At 41.7% G+C, this 17,789-nt stretch carries 29 protein-coding genes and 2 pseudogenes; all 31 read right to left on the bottom strand.

Annotation, left to right across the window (positions count from 1 at the left end):
• Positions 1–3: 3 nt before the first annotated feature.
• Positions 4–120 (bottom strand): type B 50S ribosomal protein L36, encoded by a 117-nt coding sequence (gene ykgO, locus HMPREF0650_RS12830; protein WP_004350205.1) that lies wholly within the window; start codon positions 118–120, stop codon positions 4–6.
• Positions 121–133: 13 nt separating this feature from the next.
• Positions 134–352, bottom strand: coding sequence for a translation initiation factor IF-1 (gene infA, locus HMPREF0650_RS09060; protein WP_004350199.1), 219 nt, complete (start codon positions 350–352; stop codon positions 134–136).
• Positions 353–745: 393 nt separating this feature from the next.
• Positions 746–2,083 carry a preprotein translocase subunit SecY gene (gene secY / locus HMPREF0650_RS09055; protein ID WP_004350197.1) on the bottom strand — a complete coding sequence of 446 codons (1,338 nt, stop codon included), beginning with the start codon at positions 2,081–2,083 and terminating at the stop codon, positions 746–748.
• Positions 2,084–2,086: 3 nt separating this feature from the next.
• Positions 2,087–2,533, bottom strand: coding sequence for a 50S ribosomal protein L15 (gene rplO, locus HMPREF0650_RS09050; RefSeq protein WP_004350195.1), 447 nt, complete (start codon positions 2,531–2,533; stop codon positions 2,087–2,089).
• Between the two features lie 22 nt (positions 2,534–2,555).
• Entirely contained in the window at positions 2,556–2,732 is a 177-nt protein-coding gene (gene rpmD / locus HMPREF0650_RS09045) for a 50S ribosomal protein L30 (protein WP_040563013.1), read from the bottom strand.
• A 12-nt stretch (positions 2,733–2,744) separates the two neighbouring features.
• Complete coding sequence (rpsE, locus tag HMPREF0650_RS09040) at positions 2,745–3,257, bottom strand: 30S ribosomal protein S5 (RefSeq protein WP_004350193.1); 513 nt, start codon at positions 3,255–3,257, stop codon at positions 2,745–2,747.
• A gap of 6 nt (positions 3,258–3,263) precedes the next feature.
• Complete coding sequence (rplR, locus tag HMPREF0650_RS09035) at positions 3,264–3,608, bottom strand: 50S ribosomal protein L18 (RefSeq protein ID WP_004350191.1); 345 nt, start codon at positions 3,606–3,608, stop codon at positions 3,264–3,266.
• An 18-nt stretch (positions 3,609–3,626) separates the two neighbouring features.
• Positions 3,627–4,199, bottom strand: coding sequence for a 50S ribosomal protein L6 (gene rplF / locus HMPREF0650_RS09030; RefSeq protein ID WP_004350189.1), 573 nt, complete (start codon positions 4,197–4,199; stop codon positions 3,627–3,629).
• Positions 4,200–4,213: 14 nt separating this feature from the next.
• A complete protein-coding gene (gene rpsH, locus HMPREF0650_RS09025; protein WP_004350187.1) occupies positions 4,214–4,609 on the bottom strand; it encodes a 30S ribosomal protein S8 in 396 nt (131 codons plus the stop codon).
• Between the two features lie 86 nt (positions 4,610–4,695).
• A complete protein-coding gene (gene rpsN, locus HMPREF0650_RS09020; RefSeq protein WP_004350185.1) occupies positions 4,696–4,998 on the bottom strand; it encodes a 30S ribosomal protein S14 in 303 nt (100 codons plus the stop codon).
• A 6-nt stretch (positions 4,999–5,004) separates the two neighbouring features.
• Entirely contained in the window at positions 5,005–5,559 is a 555-nt protein-coding gene (gene rplE / locus HMPREF0650_RS09015) for a 50S ribosomal protein L5 (RefSeq protein ID WP_004350183.1), read from the bottom strand.
• A 1-nt stretch (position 5,560) separates the two neighbouring features.
• Entirely contained in the window at positions 5,561–5,878 is a 318-nt protein-coding gene (gene rplX / locus HMPREF0650_RS09010) for a 50S ribosomal protein L24 (RefSeq protein ID WP_004350181.1), read from the bottom strand.
• A gap of 19 nt (positions 5,879–5,897) precedes the next feature.
• Complete coding sequence (rplN, locus tag HMPREF0650_RS09005; RefSeq protein WP_004350179.1) at positions 5,898–6,263, bottom strand: 50S ribosomal protein L14; 366 nt, start codon at positions 6,261–6,263, stop codon at positions 5,898–5,900.
• 2 nt (positions 6,264–6,265) lie between these two features.
• Positions 6,266–6,522: pseudogene (gene rpsQ, locus HMPREF0650_RS09000) on the bottom strand (30S ribosomal protein S17).
• Between the two features lie 11 nt (positions 6,523–6,533).
• Positions 6,534–6,728 carry a 50S ribosomal protein L29 gene (gene rpmC, locus HMPREF0650_RS08995; RefSeq protein WP_004350176.1) on the bottom strand — a complete coding sequence of 65 codons (195 nt, stop codon included), beginning with the start codon at positions 6,726–6,728 and terminating at the stop codon, positions 6,534–6,536.
• A gap of 3 nt (positions 6,729–6,731) precedes the next feature.
• Positions 6,732–7,160, bottom strand: coding sequence for a 50S ribosomal protein L16 (gene rplP, locus HMPREF0650_RS08990; protein ID WP_004350174.1), 429 nt, complete (start codon positions 7,158–7,160; stop codon positions 6,732–6,734).
• A gap of 14 nt (positions 7,161–7,174) precedes the next feature.
• A complete protein-coding gene (gene rpsC / locus HMPREF0650_RS08985; protein WP_004350172.1) occupies positions 7,175–7,906 on the bottom strand; it encodes a 30S ribosomal protein S3 in 732 nt (243 codons plus the stop codon).
• Positions 7,907–7,914: 8 nt separating this feature from the next.
• A complete protein-coding gene (rplV, locus tag HMPREF0650_RS08980; RefSeq protein ID WP_004350170.1) occupies positions 7,915–8,319 on the bottom strand; it encodes a 50S ribosomal protein L22 in 405 nt (134 codons plus the stop codon).
• 33 nt (positions 8,320–8,352) lie between these two features.
• Positions 8,353–8,619: a 30S ribosomal protein S19 gene (gene rpsS / locus HMPREF0650_RS08975; RefSeq protein ID WP_004350168.1), complete on the bottom strand. Its 267-nt coding sequence runs from the start codon at positions 8,617–8,619 to the stop codon at positions 8,353–8,355.
• 22 nt (positions 8,620–8,641) lie between these two features.
• Positions 8,642–9,466: a 50S ribosomal protein L2 gene (gene rplB, locus HMPREF0650_RS08970; protein ID WP_004350166.1), complete on the bottom strand. Its 825-nt coding sequence runs from the start codon at positions 9,464–9,466 to the stop codon at positions 8,642–8,644.
• Positions 9,467–9,474: 8 nt separating this feature from the next.
• The gene (rplW, locus tag HMPREF0650_RS08965; protein WP_004350164.1) at positions 9,475–9,819 is read right to left on the bottom strand and encodes a 50S ribosomal protein L23; all 345 of its coding nucleotides are present in this window, start codon (positions 9,817–9,819) and stop codon (positions 9,475–9,477) included.
• Between the two features lie 16 nt (positions 9,820–9,835).
• Complete coding sequence (rplD, locus tag HMPREF0650_RS08960; protein WP_004350162.1) at positions 9,836–10,465, bottom strand: 50S ribosomal protein L4; 630 nt, start codon at positions 10,463–10,465, stop codon at positions 9,836–9,838.
• A complete protein-coding gene (gene rplC / locus HMPREF0650_RS08955; RefSeq protein WP_004350161.1) occupies positions 10,465–11,079 on the bottom strand; it encodes a 50S ribosomal protein L3 in 615 nt (204 codons plus the stop codon). The genes rplD and rplC overlap by 1 nt, the downstream gene beginning before the upstream one ends.
• A 133-nt stretch (positions 11,080–11,212) precedes the next feature.
• Positions 11,213–11,518, bottom strand: a complete 306-nt coding sequence (gene rpsJ, locus HMPREF0650_RS08950; RefSeq protein WP_004350159.1) for a 30S ribosomal protein S10 — start codon at positions 11,516–11,518, stop codon at positions 11,213–11,215.
• Positions 11,519–11,612: 94 nt separating this feature from the next.
• Positions 11,613–13,727, bottom strand: coding sequence for an elongation factor G (fusA, locus tag HMPREF0650_RS08945; RefSeq protein WP_004350157.1), 2,115 nt, complete (start codon positions 13,725–13,727; stop codon positions 11,613–11,615).
• Between the two features lie 25 nt (positions 13,728–13,752).
• Entirely contained in the window at positions 13,753–14,229 is a 477-nt protein-coding gene (gene rpsG / locus HMPREF0650_RS08940; protein WP_004350156.1) for a 30S ribosomal protein S7, read from the bottom strand.
• 253 nt (positions 14,230–14,482) lie between these two features.
• Entirely contained in the window at positions 14,483–14,866 is a 384-nt protein-coding gene (gene rpsL, locus HMPREF0650_RS08935) for a 30S ribosomal protein S12 (RefSeq protein WP_004350155.1), read from the bottom strand.
• 353 nt (positions 14,867–15,219) lie between these two features.
• Positions 15,220–15,369: pseudogene (locus HMPREF0650_RS13580) on the bottom strand (IS982 family transposase); the annotation flags it as partial.
• The gene (locus HMPREF0650_RS08930) at positions 15,356–15,961 is read right to left on the bottom strand and encodes a PKD domain-containing protein (RefSeq protein WP_040563040.1); all 606 of its coding nucleotides are present in this window, start codon (positions 15,959–15,961) and stop codon (positions 15,356–15,358) included. The gene HMPREF0650_RS08930 and the pseudogene HMPREF0650_RS13580, both read right to left, overlap by 14 nt.
• A gap of 14 nt (positions 15,962–15,975) precedes the next feature.
• The gene (locus HMPREF0650_RS08925) at positions 15,976–17,013 is read right to left on the bottom strand and encodes a hypothetical protein (RefSeq protein WP_004350150.1); all 1,038 of its coding nucleotides are present in this window, start codon (positions 17,011–17,013) and stop codon (positions 15,976–15,978) included.
• A gap of 237 nt (positions 17,014–17,250) precedes the next feature.
• Positions 17,251–17,709 carry a hypothetical protein gene (locus HMPREF0650_RS08920; protein WP_004350148.1) on the bottom strand — a complete coding sequence of 153 codons (459 nt, stop codon included), beginning with the start codon at positions 17,707–17,709 and terminating at the stop codon, positions 17,251–17,253.
• Positions 17,710–17,789 lie beyond the last annotated feature (80 nt).

Genomic DNA, 17,789 nt, shown 5'->3' with positions numbered 1-17,789 from the left:
TTTTTAGCCCTGACGTAATTTAAACTTCGGGTTTTTCTTGTTAATGACGAACAGACGACCTTTACGACGAACGATCTTACAGTCGGGTGTACGTTTCTTTAATGATGCTCTTGTCTTCATATCTTATACTTGATTATTTATATCTGAAAACGATTCTGCCTTTAGTCAAATCGTAAGGACTCATTTCGACCTTCACCTTGTCACCAGGCAGGATCTTGATATAGTGCATTCTCATTTTTCCTGAGATATGTGCTATAATCTCCACACCGTTTTCAAGCTCTACGCGAAACATTGCGTTAGATAAACTCTCCACGATGGTTCCGTCTTGCTCTATTGCGGACTGTTTAGCCATAATTAATTATTTCTTTCTAAAAGTTCAATATTCTTAAACGTTGATAAAATCTCCACTTGGCCATGATGAATGGCAACTGCGATTGGGCTGATGTCACCCTCACGCAAAATCGTTGCTTGTCTGGAATGCCATGTGGAACTACAAAATTGATAGAGGCAGAGATGTTCTCCGGGAATGAATCTCCATACGAGTATGGATTATTCAACAAGCTCGGGGTGATTCGCAATCTCTAACAAAACACGTTAGTTAAGCAATCCAACAGAGGTGTCGTGACACCTTCATTGACAGACTTACCAACATCAGTGAGCGTTGCTCCTGTCAGATGTTATGTCTAACGCATCAAGTCTATTTTATCTTCAGTCTTTAAGAATATATTCACTCTCAGACTAAAGATTAGTAGGCTGATACATGATTACCTCTCGTGTGTCCCACGTTTAGCAGTCCATCGTAATGACGCATCAACAAGTGGCTCTCTATTTGCTGCAGCGTATCTATAACGACACCAACGAGAATCAAGAGAGACGTACCTCCGAAGAACTGTGAGAAACCTTGCTGTACGTTCAACAGACCAGCTAAAGCTGGCATAATCGCTATAAAAGCAATAAACAACGAGCCAGGAAAGGTCAAGCGAGACATAATCGTATCAATGTACTCGGCTGTATCCTTACCAGGTCTAATCCCCGGAATGAAACCATTATTGCGCTTCATGTCTTCTGCCATCTGAACAGGATTCAAAGTAATAGCCGTATAGAAATATGTAAATGCTATAATCAGAATCACATAGATGACATTATACAACAAGCTGTGAGGGTCCATGAGAGAACGAACTATCGGAGATGCATTATCAGACTGATACTGAACAATAGCCAAAGGAATAAACATCAATGCTTGAGCAAAGATGATAGGCATTACGTTGGCCGCGAACAGTTTTAATGGGATGTACTGACGTGCACCACCATATTGCTTGTTGCCCACCAGACGTTTGGCATATTGCACAGGAACTTTACGTGTTCCCTGTACCAGCAAGATTGCAGCACAGACCACGCCAAAGAGAATCAGCAACTCAACGATAAACATAATCAATCCACCACCGCTAATGGCTGTTAAGCGTGAACCTGCCTCTTGAACGAAAGCCTGAGGAAGGCGGGCGATGATACCAATCATGATAATTAATGAGATACCGTTACCTACACCCTTATCTGTTATCCGTTCACCTAGCCAAAGGATGAACATGCTGCCTGCAGCCAGGATAATGGTAGCCGGAATCATAAAGACTGTCCATGAGATACCTGTAGCCAAAGCCTGTGAAGCCTGATACTTCAGGTTCATCAAGTAACTAGGAGCCTGTAACAGCAAAATAAATACTGTCAGATACCGAGTGTACATGCTAATCTTCTTCCGACCACTCTCACCCTCGCGTTGCATCTTTTGGAAATAAGGTACAGCAACAGCTAGAAGTTGCATAACGATAGAAGCTGAGATATAGGGCATAATCCCAAGTGCGAATATGGACGCATTTGAGAATGCACCACCAGAGAACATGTCAAGCAGCGACATCAAGCCGCCTTCAGTCTGCTTTTGGAGTTGTCCTAACGAAGCAGGATTAATACCCGGCAGTACTACAAACGAGCCAAAACGATAGATGGCCGTAAATAGAAGAGTTATGAGGAGACGCTGGCGCAAATCCTCAATCTTCCAACAGTTCTTTAGTGTCTCAATAAACTTTTTCATTACTTAGATTCTAGTTGTGTTACCACCTACTGCCTTGATTGCCTCTTCAGCAGTTTTTGAGAATGCATTTGCTTCTACATCAATTTTAGCTGTCAGTTCACCGTTTCCTAAGATTTTTACAAGCTTCTTGCCATTGGTTAGGCCAGCTGCCACCAACTCGGCGATTCCAATCTTGGTAAGGTTCTTTTCTTCTGCTAACGTCTGGAGTGTCGACAAGTTTACAGCGAAATATTCCTTGCGGTTGATATTCTTGAAGCCACCTTTGGGAACACGGCGCTGAAGTGGCATCTGACCACCTTCAAATCCGATCTTCTTTTTATAACCAGAACGAGATTTGGCTCCTTTGTGTCCACGGGTAGAAGTTCCGCCGAGTCCAGAACCTGGACCACGACCAATACGACGACGTGAATGAGTAGAGCCTTCTGCTGGTTTCAAATTATATAATTTCATGATTTTACTTCTTAAAAGATTACTATTCAACGACGGATACTAAATGATGTACCTTCCGAATCATACCACGCATACTTGGAGTATCCTCGACTTCAACAATCTGAGAGATTTTATGAAGTCCCAGTGCCAGCAGTGTTTTCTTCTGGTCCACAGGAGCGCCAATTTTACTCTTGATTTGCTTTACTTTTATTGTTGCCATTCTTCAGTCTCCTTATCCGTTAAATACCTTATTCATCTCGATGCCACGTGCGCCTGCGACGGTGTATGCATCACGAACCTGACTCAACGCTAAAATCGTGGCTTTAACCAAGTTGTGAGGGTTAGAAGATCCCTTCGACTTAGCCAACACATCTGTAATACCAACACTGTCCAACACTGCGCGCATAGCACCACCGGCAACCAGTCCTGTACCAGCAGCAGCCGGACGCAAGAATACGCGTGCACCGCTATAACGTGCTTCTATCTCATGAGGAATAGTACCTTTCAATACTGGAACCTTCACCAAATTCTTCTTGGCAGCTTCAGTACCCTTGGCGATGGCAGATGTTACTTCACCAGCCTTGCCGAGTCCGTAGCCAATAATTCCGTTGCCATCACCTACAACGACAATAGCAGCAAAAGTGAATGTTCGGCCACCTTTTGTCACTTTGGTAACACGGTTGATTGCAACCAAACGATCTTTTAATTCTACGTCGCTATTTATCTTTACTTTATTCATTGCCATAACCGTTTAAAAATTAAGTCCACCCTTGCGAGCAGCATCAGCCAACTCCTTAACACGACCATGGTAGAGGTAACCATTACGGTCAAAGACAACAGCTTCTACTCCAGCTGCTTGAGCCTTTTGTGCAATGAGTTCACCAACCTTCTGTGCCTGTTCATCCTTTGGCATTTTTTCTAAGCCTAAAGAGGAAGCAGAAGCGAGAGTTGTACCAGTTATATCATTAATTACCTGAGCGTAAATCTGTTTATTAGAGCGGAAAACACTTAAACGTGGGCGCTCAGCTGTTCCGTTTACATTCTTACGAATACGGAACTTTATCTTCATTCGTCTTTTTTCTTTCTTTGTTGTCATAATCGTAAAAAATTAAAATTACTTAGCCGCAGCTGTCTTTCCAGACTTTCTACGAATAACCTCTCCCTTGAAGAGAATACCTTTTCCCTTGTAAGGCTCAGGCATACGGAAAGAACGAATTTTAGCACAAATGAGACCTAACAGTTGCTTATCACACGACTCTAACTTAATGAGCGGATTTTGATTTCTTTCTGACTTTGTTTCTACCTTTACTTCATTTGGAAGTTGGATAAAGATTGGGTGAGTATATCCGAGAGAGAACTCTACAAGGTTACCTTGGTTGGATACACGGAAACCAACACCGATGAGTTCGAGTGTCTTACTATAGCCTTCGCTTACACCAACGACCATATTGTTGACTAAAGAACGATACAAACCATGGTAAGCTTGTTTTTGCTTATAATCTACCGGACTTTTCTCATCTACCTCGAAAGTAATTTGTCCGTCGCTAATGGATGGCTTGATAGAAGGATTTATCTCCTGAGTTAATTCACCTTTGGGTCCCTTGACAGTAACGACATTGGTCTTATCGTCGAAATTCACTGTTACTCCTGCAGGAATACTAATTGGCAATTTTCCTATTCTTGACATATTCTAACCTCCAATTAATATACATAGCAAAGAACCTCACCGCCAATTTTTTGAGCGGTAGCCTCCTTGTCAGTCATTACACCCTGAGACGTAGATAATATTGCAATACCTAGTCCGTTAATTACTCTCGGCATGTCTTTGTAACCGGTATACTGGCGCAAACCGGGTGTAGACACTCGCTTCAATTCCTTGATAGCGTTCTGCTTTGTAGTAGAATCATACTTCAAAGCAACTTTAATTGTTCCCTGAGGACCATCTTCAATGAACTTATAGTTCAAGATGTATCCCTTCTCGAAAAGGATCTTAGTAATCTCCTTTTTCAAGTTAGACGCAGGAATCTCAACGACACGGTGATGTGCCATAATCGCATTTCTGAGTCTTGTCAGATAATCTGCTATTGGATCTGTCATTTTATAAAAGTTTAATTAATCGGGACTACCCCGACAATATTAAATTAGCATCTTTTTGATGTATGGTGTCAGTATTGCGTTAACAATTACCAACTAGCCTTCTTAACGCCTGGAATCAATCCTGCCGAAGCCATTTCTCTGAATTGAATACGAGAAAGGCCGAACTGGCGGATATATCCTTTTGGACGTCCCGTAACCTTGCAACGGTTATGAAGGCGGATAGGATTCGCATTCTTAGGAATTGACTGCAATTTACGAGCAGCCTCGTAAGCTTCCGCAGGATCCTCTGTTGTTGCAATAACCTTTTTAAGAGCTGCGCGTTTTTCAGCGTAGCGAGCTACTAGCTTCGCACGCTTAATTTCGCGAGCTTTCATTGATTCTTTTGCCATATTCTTTTAATCGTTTTTTGCGTTCTTAAATGGAAGACCGAAACCTTTGAGCAATGCGTATCCCTCTTCATCAGTCTTGGCAGACGTGACAAAAGTGATGTTCATACCCTGTATACGATCAATCGCATCGATATTGATTTCCGGGAAGATGATTTGCTCTTCAATACCCAGTGTATAATTTCCGCGTCCATCAAACTTGCTTTCAATACCTTTGAAGTCACGAATACGAGGCAAAGCTACACGTACGAGTTTTTCCAAGAACTCATACATACGCTCGCGACGTAAGGTTACCATCACACCAATCGGCATTTTCTTACGAAGTTTGAAGTTTGCAATATCCTTCTTAGAATAGGTCGTAACAGCTTTCTGACCGGTAATAGATGAAATTTCATTCACCGCAACGTCAATAATCTTCTTGTCCTCAGTTGCATTACCAAGTCCTTGATTGATGACGATTTTTTTGAGAACGGGAACCTCCATTGTTGAAGAGTAGTGAAACTGTTCCTTCAATGCTGGAGCGATTTTCTCTTTATAAGTTTTCTTGAATTGCGCTGTATCCATATTATTTGATTTCCTCCCCTGATTTTTTGGCGATTCGTATCACTTTCTTACCTTCTCGTTTGATAGAAATACGAGTAGCCTTGCCACTCTTTGGGTCTATTAAACTCAAATTCGAGATATGTATAGGTGCTTCCTGCCTAACAATGCCTCCTTGGGGAGTCTTAGCAGAAGGTTTTGTGCTCCTGGCTACAACATTCACACCCTCAACGATGGCACGTTCTTCGTCGACCAACACTTTGAGCACCTTTCCAGTCTTGCCTTTATCCGAACCGGACAGTACAATCACTGTATCGTCTTTCTTTATATGTAACTTACTCATTTACTTGTAATTTTAATAATTAAAGAACCTCTGGTGCCAAAGAAACCACTTTCATGTTTATTGCACGCAACTCACGAGCGACAGGACCGAAGATACGGCTTCCTCTTATCTCGCCAGCATTGTTCAATAAAACACAAGCATTATCGTCGAAACGAATGTATGAACCATCCGGACGACGAATCTCTTTCTTTGTACGAACGACTAAAGCCTTAGATACTGCACCTTTTTTCAAATCACTTGATGGAATTACGTTTTTCACTGAAACAACAATAACGTCTCCCACACTTGCATAACGGCGACCGGTACCACCGAGAACACGGATGCAAAGAGCTTCGCGTGCGCCGCTGTTATCACATACTGTAAGTTTTGATTCTGCCTGTATCATAATTACTTAGCTTTTTCTACTATTTGAACTAATCTCCATCTCTTTGTTCTTGACAAAGGACGTGTCTCCATAATGAGAACTGTATCACCTACATTAGCCTCATTCTTTTCATCGTGTACATGGTATTTTTTGTTTTCTGAACAAACTTACCATATATAGGGTGCTTCTCCTTGAACTTTGATGCAATGACGATGGTCTTATCCATGCTGTTGCTAACAACGACACCCTGTCTTACTTTTCTTAAATTTCTTGTTTCCATCTGAACCATTGTTATTTATTAAGTTCTCTCTGCTGCAGTTCAGTTTTCATACGTGCGATGTCACGACGAGCTATCTTTATCTGAGATGGATTCTCCAAAGGAGATACTGCATGATTTAGCTTCATCTGATTGTAAGCTGCCTCTGCATTCTCTAGCTTCTCTCGCAAGTCCTTTTCAGCGAGTCCTTTTAATTCTGTCATCTTCATAGCTTAAGCGTTTTTATCGTAATCACGTCGTACAACAAACTTTGTCTTCACAGGCAACTTCTGAGCTGCTAAGCGCAGTGCCTCTTTAGCTACATCAAAGCTTACACCTTCTACTTCAAAGAGGATACGTCCTGGCGTAACTGGAGCCACCCATCCCATGGGATCACCTTTACCTTTACCCATGCGGACATCGGCAGGCTTACGAGTGATTGGTTTGTCCGGGAAGATTCGTATCCAGACTTGTCCTTCACGCTGCATGTAACGGTTTACTGCTACACGTGCAGCTTCTATCTGTCGGCTATCGATCCATTTGGGTTCAAGCGTCTTGATACCGAATGAACCGAAAACGAGCTGTGTTCCTCTGTGGGCGTTTCCCTTATTTCCACGTCCATCTTGAGGTCTTCTATATTTTACTCTTTTTGGCTGTAACATGATAACTTTTTCTTTTAACGGTTATTGTTTCTTCTACGATTACCACGACCACCGTTACGGCCACCGTTTGGACGACCATTATTCGTCTTATCCTGTGTGAAGTTTGGTGTCAATTCTTGCTTACCATAAACTTCTCCACGACAAATCCAAACTTTGATGCCAAGCAAACCTACTTTCGTAAGCGCTTCTGTCTGGCAGTAATCGATGTCAGCACGGAATGTATGCAAAGGCGTACGACCTTCTTTATACATTTCCTTACGTGCCATTTCTGCACCATTCAAACGTCCAGATATTTGGACCTTGATACCCTCTGCACCTGCGCGCATGGTATTTTGGATGGCCATCTTGATAGCACGGCGGTAAGCGATTTTACCTTCTACTTGACGAGCGATATTGTTTGCTACAATGTTGGCGTCGAGCTCAGGCTTCTTCACCTCAAAGATATTGATTTGAATTTCTTTATTGAAAAGATTCTTCAATTCTTCCTTAAGTTTATCTACATCTTGACCACCTTTACCAATGACGATACCAGGTCTTGCTGTACAAATAGTAATGGTAACGAGCTTCAAGGTACGTTCAATGATAATGCGTGAAAGACTAGCTTTAGCCAAACGCTCATTAAGATACTTGCGGATTTTCCTGTCCTCTACAAGGTTGTCTCCGAAGTCCTTACCACCGAACCAATTTGAATCCCAACCACGGATAATTCCAAGTCGATTGCTTATTGGATTAACTTTCTGTCCCATTCTATTTATTATTTTTCGTCATTAGTTTTGGCATCAACAAACAAAGTAACATGGTTACTACGCTTACGAATTCTGTACCCACGACCCTGCGGTGCCGGTCTCATACGCTTCATCGTAACACCTTCATCTACGAAGACACGGCTGACGAATAACTCTCCATCTTCAGCCTTACGATCATTCTTAGCTTCCCAGTTAGCAATTGCAGAAAGAAGTAACTTCTCTATATCTTGAGCAGCTTGCTTTTTTGAGAATCTCAATACTCCGAGAGCGCGGTTAACTTCCATACCTCGAATCATGTCTACTACATAGCGCATTTTTCGGGGTGATGAAGGAACACCTTTGAGCTTTGCGAAGTATAAATTTTTGCGGGCTTCTTTTAATTTTTCAGCCGCTATATGCTTTCTTGCTCCCATTATTAATTTTTACTTTTAAATGGTTTGTCCCTATTATTTCTTGTTACCGGCATGGCCACCAAAACGACGAGTTGGAGAAAACTCTCCCAACCTATGTCCAACCATGTTTTCTGTAACGTAAACAGGGATAAATTTATTTCCGTTATGGACTGCAACAGTGTGACCCACGAAATCAGGGGAAATCATTGAAGCTCTTGCCCATGTTTTAACAACGCTCTTCTTTCCACTCTCATTCATTGCGAGAATTTTCTTTTCCAGAGCTACGTTGATATACGGACCTTTCTTAAGTGAACGACTCATATTTTACTCTTAGTTTACTTGATTATTTGTTAGCTCTTTCAATAATGTACTTATTAGAATGCTTCTTAGGTGCGCGTGTCTTGAGACCCTTAGCATACAAGCCCTTGCGTGAACGTGGATGTCCACCACTCTGTCGGCCTTCACCACCACCCATTGGGTGATCAACAGGGTTCATCACTACACCACGGTTGTGTGGACGACGACCCAACCAGCGTGAACGACCAGCCTTTCCTGACTGTTCCAATGCATGGTCAGAGTTACCTACACTACCTACCGTAGCCTTACAAGCACTCAATATCTGACGAGTTTCGCCAGAAGGGAGCTTAATCACACAATAACTGCCCTCACGAGAAGTCAACTGAGCAAAATTACCAGCCGAACGGACAAGCAACGCACCCTGTCCTGGACGCAATTCAATGTTGTGAATCACTGTACCAACAGGAATGTTTGCTAAAGGAAGTGCATTACCTACCTCAGGTGCAGCATTAGCACCAGACATCAGCGTAGCACCTACCTGTAGTCCATTAGGAGCAATAATGTAACGTTTTTCACCATCTGCATAAAACAACAAAGCGATACGAGCCGAACGGTTTGGATCGTATTCGATTGTCTTTACTACAGCTGGAACACCATCTTTCTCACGCTTGAAATCGATAAAACGAAGTTTTCTTCTATGACCTCCACCCATGTAGCGGACAGTCATTTTTCCGGTGTTGTTTCGACCACCTGAAGAGCGTTTACCGTAAACGAGAGACTTCTCTGGCACGGATGCAGTAATCTCCTCGAACGTGCCAATAACCTTGTGTCTTTGTCCCGGAGTTACCGGTTTAAATTTACGTACTGCCATTTTTTATTTTAAATATTGCTGTAAAAATCAATTGTATCGCCCTCTTTCAGAGTGACGATTGCTTTCTTGAACGCAGCTTTCTGTCCCTTCACAAGTCCAGCGCGAGTATAGCGGCTTGAGCGCTTCCCAGCGTAGCGAGCTGTGTTCACATTTATTACTGTAACATTGTACAGACTTTCAATCTCTTTCTTAATTTGGAGCTTATCGGCTTCTGGACGAACGATGAAGCCGTACTTCAGTTCTGCAACCTTTGTGCGGTCCTCGCCCTTCACCTTATAAGTTTTTTCAATAGAAGACTTGTCTGTAATCTTAGTCATCTTCTCAGTGACCAATGGTTTAATGATATATGCCATGTTCTATTGTCTCCTTTTATTTAATTAAGATATTGTCGATCACCTTCAACGAGTTTTCTGTCACAACAAGAACATCTGCATTCAAAACTTTATAAGTATTGAGTGTAGATGCCGTCATCACATCTGCTTGTTGCAGATTACGAGCCGACAAATATACATTTTTATTTGCTTCTGGCAAAACCAGGAGCGACTTCTTGCCCTCTACTTTAAGATTTTTTGCAATATTTACGAAATCTTTAGTCTTTGGAGCATCCAAAGTAAAGTCTTCCACGATAACGATTGCGTTCTCCTGTGCTTTGTATGACAAAGCCGATCTACGTGCAAGATTCTTTACTTTTTTATTCAATTTAAAGCGATAGTCACGTGGTTTTGGACCAAACACACGAGCTCCACCAACAAGCAATGGCGAGTTGATGTCACCACGACGTGCACCGCCACCACCTTTCTGGCGACCAAGTTTGCGAGTAGAACCACTCAACTCACTTCTCTCTTTCGACTTAGCTGTTCCTTGACGCTGATTTGCAAGATACTGCTTTACATCAAGATATAGCACATGGTCGTTTGGCTCTATTCCGAAGATAGCTTCGTTCAACGTAACCTTTCTTCCAGTTTCCTGACCATTGATATTTAATACGCTAACTTCCATTATTTCTCAATTAAAACAGTTGAACCATTGCATCCAGCAAACGAGCCCTTGACAATCAACAGGTTCTTCTCTGGAATCACTTTTAACACTCTCAGATTCTGAGTTGTGACTCTGTCACCACCCATCTGGCCGCCCATGCGCATACCCTTAAACACTTTAGCTGGATAAGAACATGCACCAATAGCACCCGGCTTACGAGCTCGGTCATCCTGACCGTGTGTACGCTGACCTACGCCGCCGAATCCGTGACGCTTAACTACGCCCTGGAAGCCTTTACCTTTCGAGGTGCCTATTACGTCAACGAATTCTGTATCGTTAAACAACTCAACAGTAATAGTGTCACCCAGGTTATACTCCCCATCAAATTTGAACTCGACCAAGTGCTTTTTAGGTGTTGTGCCGGCTTTCTTGAAGGTTCCCAACAAAGGTTTGGTTGTTCTCTTTTCCTTTGCTTCTCCGAAACCTAATTGAAGAGCCTTGTAACCGTCAGTTTCTTCTGTTTTTACCTGGGTTACAACACAAGGACCAGCTTCGATAACAGTGCACGGTATATTTTTACCGTCGGCACTGAAAACGGATGTCATTCCGATTTTTCTTCCAATTAATCCTGGCATTTCAATAAAATTATTAGTTTATGAGTTTTTTAGTTTATGAGTTTTTTAGTTGACGAGTTGACGAGTTGACAAGTTTATACTTCTCTAATCATTTTCTCATACTCATCTACGAAAAAACTTTTCACACGTTTATTTACACCTTGATTTCTACCTCAACACCACTTGGCAGATCCAACTTCATCAAAGCATCAACTGTCTTAGCTGATGAGCTATAGATATCTATCAAACGCTTGAAGTTTGAGAGTTGAAACTGCTCACGTGCTTTCTTGTTCACGAAAGTACTGCGGTTCACGGTGAAAATTCTCTTGTGAGTAGGCAATGGAATTGGACCACTGACAATAGCACCTGTTGCCTTAACTGCCTTCACAATTTTCTCGGCTGATTTGTCAACCAACTGGTGGTCGTAAGACTTCAGCTTAATTCTAATTTTTTGACTCATCTTTGATATTTGTTAGTTATTTATTAAGAGGAGAGAGATACACGTCTTAAGAGTCATACGCTAAGACGTGATTCTCTGTCCTGATTTTGATTTCTTACAAAAGATCTGCTTTACCATTAACCTCCTCAAGCACCGTCTTCGCAATAGAAGTAGAGACGGGTGCATGATGATCATATTCCATCGAACTGGTTGCACGTCCAGAGGTGATGGTACGCAATGCGGTTACATAACCAAACATCTCTGCCAATGGCACCATCGCTTTAACGATACGGGCACCGCTGCGCGCCTCATCCATGCCTTGTACAAGACCGCGGCGCTTATTCAAGTCGCCAATTACGTCACCCATGTTCTCTTCTGGTGTCACCACTTCCACTTTCATGATAGGCTCCATCAAAACAGGACCAGCCTTCGGACAAGCATTCTTGAATGCATTGTGTGCGGCAAGCTCGAAAGACAATTGGTCAGAGTCAACAGGGTGGAAAGATCCATCTGTTAACGTAACCTTTAAGCCAGTTACAGGGAAACCACCCAAAACACCATTCTTCAGGCAATCTTGGAAGCCCTTCTGTACAGAAGGAATGAATTCCTTAGGCACGTTACCACCTTTAACCTCGTTAACGAACTGCAAGTCGCCTTCGGTATAATCCTCGTCCTTTGGACCTACAGTAACGATAATGTCGGCAAATTTACCACGACCACCACTTTGTTTCTTATAAACTTCACGCAAGGTTACATCCTTGGTGATAGCCTCCTTATAGTTAACCTGTGGCTTGCCCTGGTTACATTCAACCTTGAATTCACGCTTCAAACGGTCAATAATGATATCCAAGTGCAACTCACCCATACCAGAGATAATCGTCTGACCACTCTGCTCGTCGGTGCGAACTGTAAATGTTGGGTCTTCTTCTGCCAACTTGGCCAAACCGTTATCCAACTTAGCGATATCTGCCTGACTCTTGGGTTCAACGGCAATCGATATCACGGTATCGGGGAATGTCATAGACTCCAATACGATAGGCTTAGCCTCATCGCACAAGGTGTCACCCGTACGAATATCCTTGAATCCAACACCGGCGCCGATATCACCCGCATCAATTGAGTCCATCGGAATTTCTTTATGAGAGTCCATCTGGAACAAACGACTGATACGCTCTTTTTTACCTGTACGAGGATTGTAGACATACGATCCTGCTACGACTTTACCCGAATAAACACGGAAGAATACCAAACGTCCCATGAATGGGTCTGTCGCAATCTTAAATGCCAAAGCAGATGTCGGCTCTTCTTCAGAAGGCTTACGATCTTCTTCCTCATCTGTATCAGGATTAGTACCGACAACAGCCTCAGTATCCAAAGGTGATGGCAAGAATGCACAAATATAATCCAATAAAGGCTGAACACCCTTGTTTTTATAGGATGATCCCAGTACCATCGGAGTCAGCTCCATGGCACAAGTTCCCTTACGGATTGCTTTGATCAACTGCACCTCATCGATTTCTTGACCCTCAAGGTATTTCTCCATCAAGTCATCGTCAAAGCTAGCAGCTGAATCTAATAATTTCTCTCTCCACTCGTTTGCTTCGTCCACCAACTCAGCTGGGATATCAGCAATGTCGTATTCAGCACCCATAGTTTCGTCGTGCCAATACATCGCCTTCATTTTAATAAGGTCTACTACCCCTTTGAAGTTTTCTTCTGCACCGATTGGTATCTGAATTGGACAAGGATTCGCACCCAAGATGTCTCTCATCTGCTGAACAGTCTCGAAGAAGTTTGCACCAGAACGGTCCATCTTGTTCACATATCCTATGCGCGGTACATTATATTTATCAGCCTGACGCCACACTGTTTCCGACTGTGGCTGTACACCATCGGCAGCAGAATAGGTTGCTACTGCACCGTCGAGCACACGCAAAGAACGTTCTACCTCAGCGGTAAAGTCGACGTGTCCCGGAGTATCAATCAGGTTAATCTTGAAAGCTTTTCCTAAATATTTCCAGGTACAGGTTGTCGCAGCAGAAGTAATGGTAATACCACGTTCCTGTTCCTGGGCCATCCAGTCCATGGTAGCTGCTCCATCATGCACCTCACCAATCTTATGAGTTTTTCCTGTATAGAACAAGATACGCTCAGAAGTTGTTGTTTTACCGGCATCGATGTGGGCCATGATACCTATGTTACGTGTTAAATGTAAATCGCGATTTGCCATTGTCTTTTTACCTTATTTTATATAGTTAAAATCTGAAGTGAGCGAATGCGCGGTTAGCCTCTGCCATGCGGTGCATATCTTCTTTACGCTTATAAGCGCCACCTTGGTTGTTAAAGGCATCCATAATCTCTGCTGCGAGCTTATCTGCCATGCTCTTTCCGCCACGCTTCCGTGCGTACTGTATCAAGTTTTTCATTGACACACTCTGCTTACGATCAGGACGGATTTCCGTTGGCACCTGGAATGTGGCACCACCGATACGACGGCTTTTCACCTCCACCTGCGGAGTGATGTTATCCAACGCCTGCTTCCAAATTTCTAATGGAGATTTTTCTTCATCGCCCATCTTAGCCTTTACGGTGTCCAGAGCTTTGTAGAAGATTTCGTACGCTGTATTTTTCTTTCCATCGTACATCAAGTGATTGACAAACTTAGATACATTCTTGTCATTGAAGATTGGATCTGGCAAGATCACACGCTTCTTTGGTTTTGCTTTTCTCATTTTTACTTAATAAAAAATTGTGTCTGCGGAGGCTGTTATTGTTTTGATCTTCAACACTCACTCTTGAGCATTTACTCAACCTTGATAATAATTCTCCAGCAAAACGATAAATATTATTTTAATGGGATAAAGAAAAGATTCTAAGTCACTGGGCTCTTGAGCCATTTTCCAATCTCCGGTTCTGAAGTCATGTATCACCTACATTCTTACCAACCACAGAACCCGCTGATTTAGAATCTTTCCTGTATTCAGCTTACTTCTTAGCTGCCTTAGGACGCTTCGCTCCATATTTAGAACGTCGCTGTGTGCGGTTTGCAACGCCGGCGGTATCCAATGTTCCGCGAACGATGTGGTAACGCACACCAGGAAGATCTTTAACACGACCGCCACGAACCAGCACGATACTATGCTCTTGCAAGTTGTGTCCTTCTCCTGGGATGTAAGAGTTTACTTCCTTTTGGTTGGTCAAACGAACACGGGCGACCTTACGCATCGCCGAATTAGGCTTTTTTGGAGTGGTTGTATACACGCGCACGCATACGCCACGACGCTGAGGACAGTTGTCCAAAGCCGGCGACTTGCTCGAGCTTTCAATCACCCGTCTGCCTTTTCTTACTAACTGTGAAATAGTAGGCATAATTTTACTTTTTAATTTTATATATTATTTTGTATATTATCAAAGCAATATCGAAAGAAGGCACAATATCCCCTTTGAATAAATAGGATACAATGAACCTTTTCGGGCTGCAAAGGTACAAATAATAATTAAAACTCGTACAAAATAATAAGTTCAATTTTTCACGAGCTTAAAAATTTAACAAAATATAGCATTCGTTTTAATAATTTACGTCGAAAACAAATGTATATCAACATCACTTATCGTTCGTGAAGAGCGCGAAAAGAATCCGTAAAACGTACTCTCGCGTATTATATTTTTTACCCCAATTCGGGTTCACCCCGACCTTATTCTGACAAGTTAAGGGTAATGTTCATTGTTGAGTCAACAAATGTAACACCTGCACATCTTCCAAATGCACGCAGATTAAGAAAGAACATAAGAGGGAAAAACACCTTACATTCAAGTTCAACAAAACGGTTGTAAGAGACAGCGTTAGGGAAGTACGACTTAAAAGTCGGCTTGAATTGGAGGTTGTAGGGTTAGCACCTTAGTACGTTCCTCGTATTTACTGCCATTGAATACTCTTAGGTGAATCTTATGCTCACCACCGTCCGCAAAGGTTATCGTGCCCGGATGCTGTCGGTTGGATGTAGAGGGAACACCTCCTTCAAATGCCCACTCGTATTGGCTTCCACCTTTGCTTTTGTTGATGATGGGGACAGTTCCTGGAGCAATACCATTGATTGCCACGGTAAAATTAAAGTCTATCGTCATGGCGGAGTCAACTCTGAGGGTCTGCTGACTTGTCCTTTCCTCTACAGCATTCCAGACTCGCAAGGTTATTTTGTGCTCACCTGCTTGCGTGAACACAACCTTACCCGGACTTTTGTCCGTAAAACTACCAGGCTGTCCTCCTTCAAATGTCCATTCATACTCATCTGCCCCATAACTCTCGTTTTTTAGTTGAATAGTTACAGGTGAGGTCTTATCTTCTGATGTCTCTATGGTGAATGCCGATTCGATAGGAACAGCAGTCTCCTTGAGACAGGAAGAGACTAAGAAAGCAAACATAAATATTAATTCATTCCTATTCTGCATCTTAATTTTCTTCATATTTTCTGTTATCATCAAATATCTTCTCGTTCAAAGATGTGTAAAGTATTTTTAAAGTCCTTTATGTATAATTTATTGCCTATCATATACAAAGGCTTGGAAGGCACTAAGTGGTTACGTGTTTGTTCGTATTCATCTATGCTGATGAGTTCATATTCCCAAACCAGCTTGCGAGCTTTATAATCGAAAATGCCGATCCGACGCATGTTGCTACCGAAGTCCTCCTCTTTCTCACCCAAAAAGGTAAAATAGTCTCCTTGAAGCATCGGACTGAATACTCTTCGGTATGTTCCTATACCCGTGGGATCAGTTTCAAGGAAATCATACCGTTCTATAACTGCTAACTTTTCCGTGTCGATTATCGTAATCACATTTGATGAAATTGCAAATATGTTGTTTGTTCTTTTGTCTAAATAGACACCAAAGCAATCAAATGAATATACTTTGTTTCCCGTTTCCAAGTCCAAAGCTACCAATCTATAAAAATCTGTATAAAACCAGATGTTCCCGTGAATAACTCCCAATATCTTGTCTATTTTGTCGGTTCCGTCAGGTTCATATTCCGTCCCTCCCAATAAAGAAAGAGGAAATTGCCAGAGAGTTTCGATTTGAGTATTTATTCGCTTGAACTCTCCGCTAAAATTATCATAGGCGATAATTATATCATCTTCCACATACAGCATGTACGGAATAAACTCAGGCAATATCAGTTGTCCATCAATTGGAGATGCGAAGTTATAACCCTGTCGAAAAGGATTAAATTCCTCATAGGTCTTACCTATATATTGAGTTTGCTCATTTAGCAGAATAACATTACGTTCTATACTGTTCAAAAGTGTGTGCCCCTCGTATAGTTCAAGACTCCCCAAATGACTATACCATACATACATATACTTACCTCTAAGAGAAAGCTCTAAAGGTGCATCATCTTTTTCTAAAAGCACGCCATCGATATACAAATAACCTTTCTGCTCTTTGGTATAGGCATAGTCCCCATTACTGGGACAGAAGCTTTTGACATTTTCTATTTTTTGTGACTCAATATATCTCATACTTGAAACTATTTTGTTGTTAATATGATGTTTCTGAATAATCGGTATTCAGGGTTTTGGGATAATTCGTGATAGACTCAGCGAGTCTTCTGCCAGATTCTGTATCTGAATACCATATGAAATATGATGAGTTACTTTCTATATACTTCACCCATTTATTGTAGTCTAATGCTTGTAATCTTGAACGATTAAGAGTACTAAACTTATTTATTGTAATATACAAATTTCTCATTGCTGTCATTTTTTGCTGTTGTATTCCAACTCCTCGATAATCTTTTCATCTATCTTTTTTTCTCCCCTGTATAGGAGCATAGCATCTAAATATTTTGCCATGTTTAAAAATAGTCTAATCTCCTCTATTTGAGGTCTTCGCTCAAAGGTGATAGTTACTCTTTGGCTTTCTTCGGAACATCCTACACTTATATCATAATAATTCTTTTTGCTATTAAATTTAGCAAAACACCGCACCTTATTCAACAAAGCAAGAGCATGCTTTTGAAATTCCTCTGGAACATCTTTAATGTTTTTTAAGATATTTTTTCCATCTTCTGTATCTTCATACCATACAAATAGTCCCTGATTTTTATCAATGTATTTTACCCATTTTTGATAATCTATAGAGCCTTTAGTATCTGTCACAAAACTAAAACTCTTTTTATCTATATTCAAATATGTCAATTTCCCTATAGTAAACATACTACCATTATTTTATATAATCCTCCAATATGTGAATTTCAAACTTTATTTTGGGATGAATGGCATCTGTAGAGTCAACC

The organism is Hoylesella buccalis ATCC 35310, from assembly GCF_000177075.1.
In the GTDB taxonomy this organism is placed as follows: Bacteria; Bacteroidota; Bacteroidia; order Bacteroidales; family Bacteroidaceae; genus Prevotella; species Prevotella buccalis.
The sequence above is the reverse complement of the archived record's forward strand: the minus strand, read 5'-3'. Positions and strand labels throughout refer to the sequence as shown.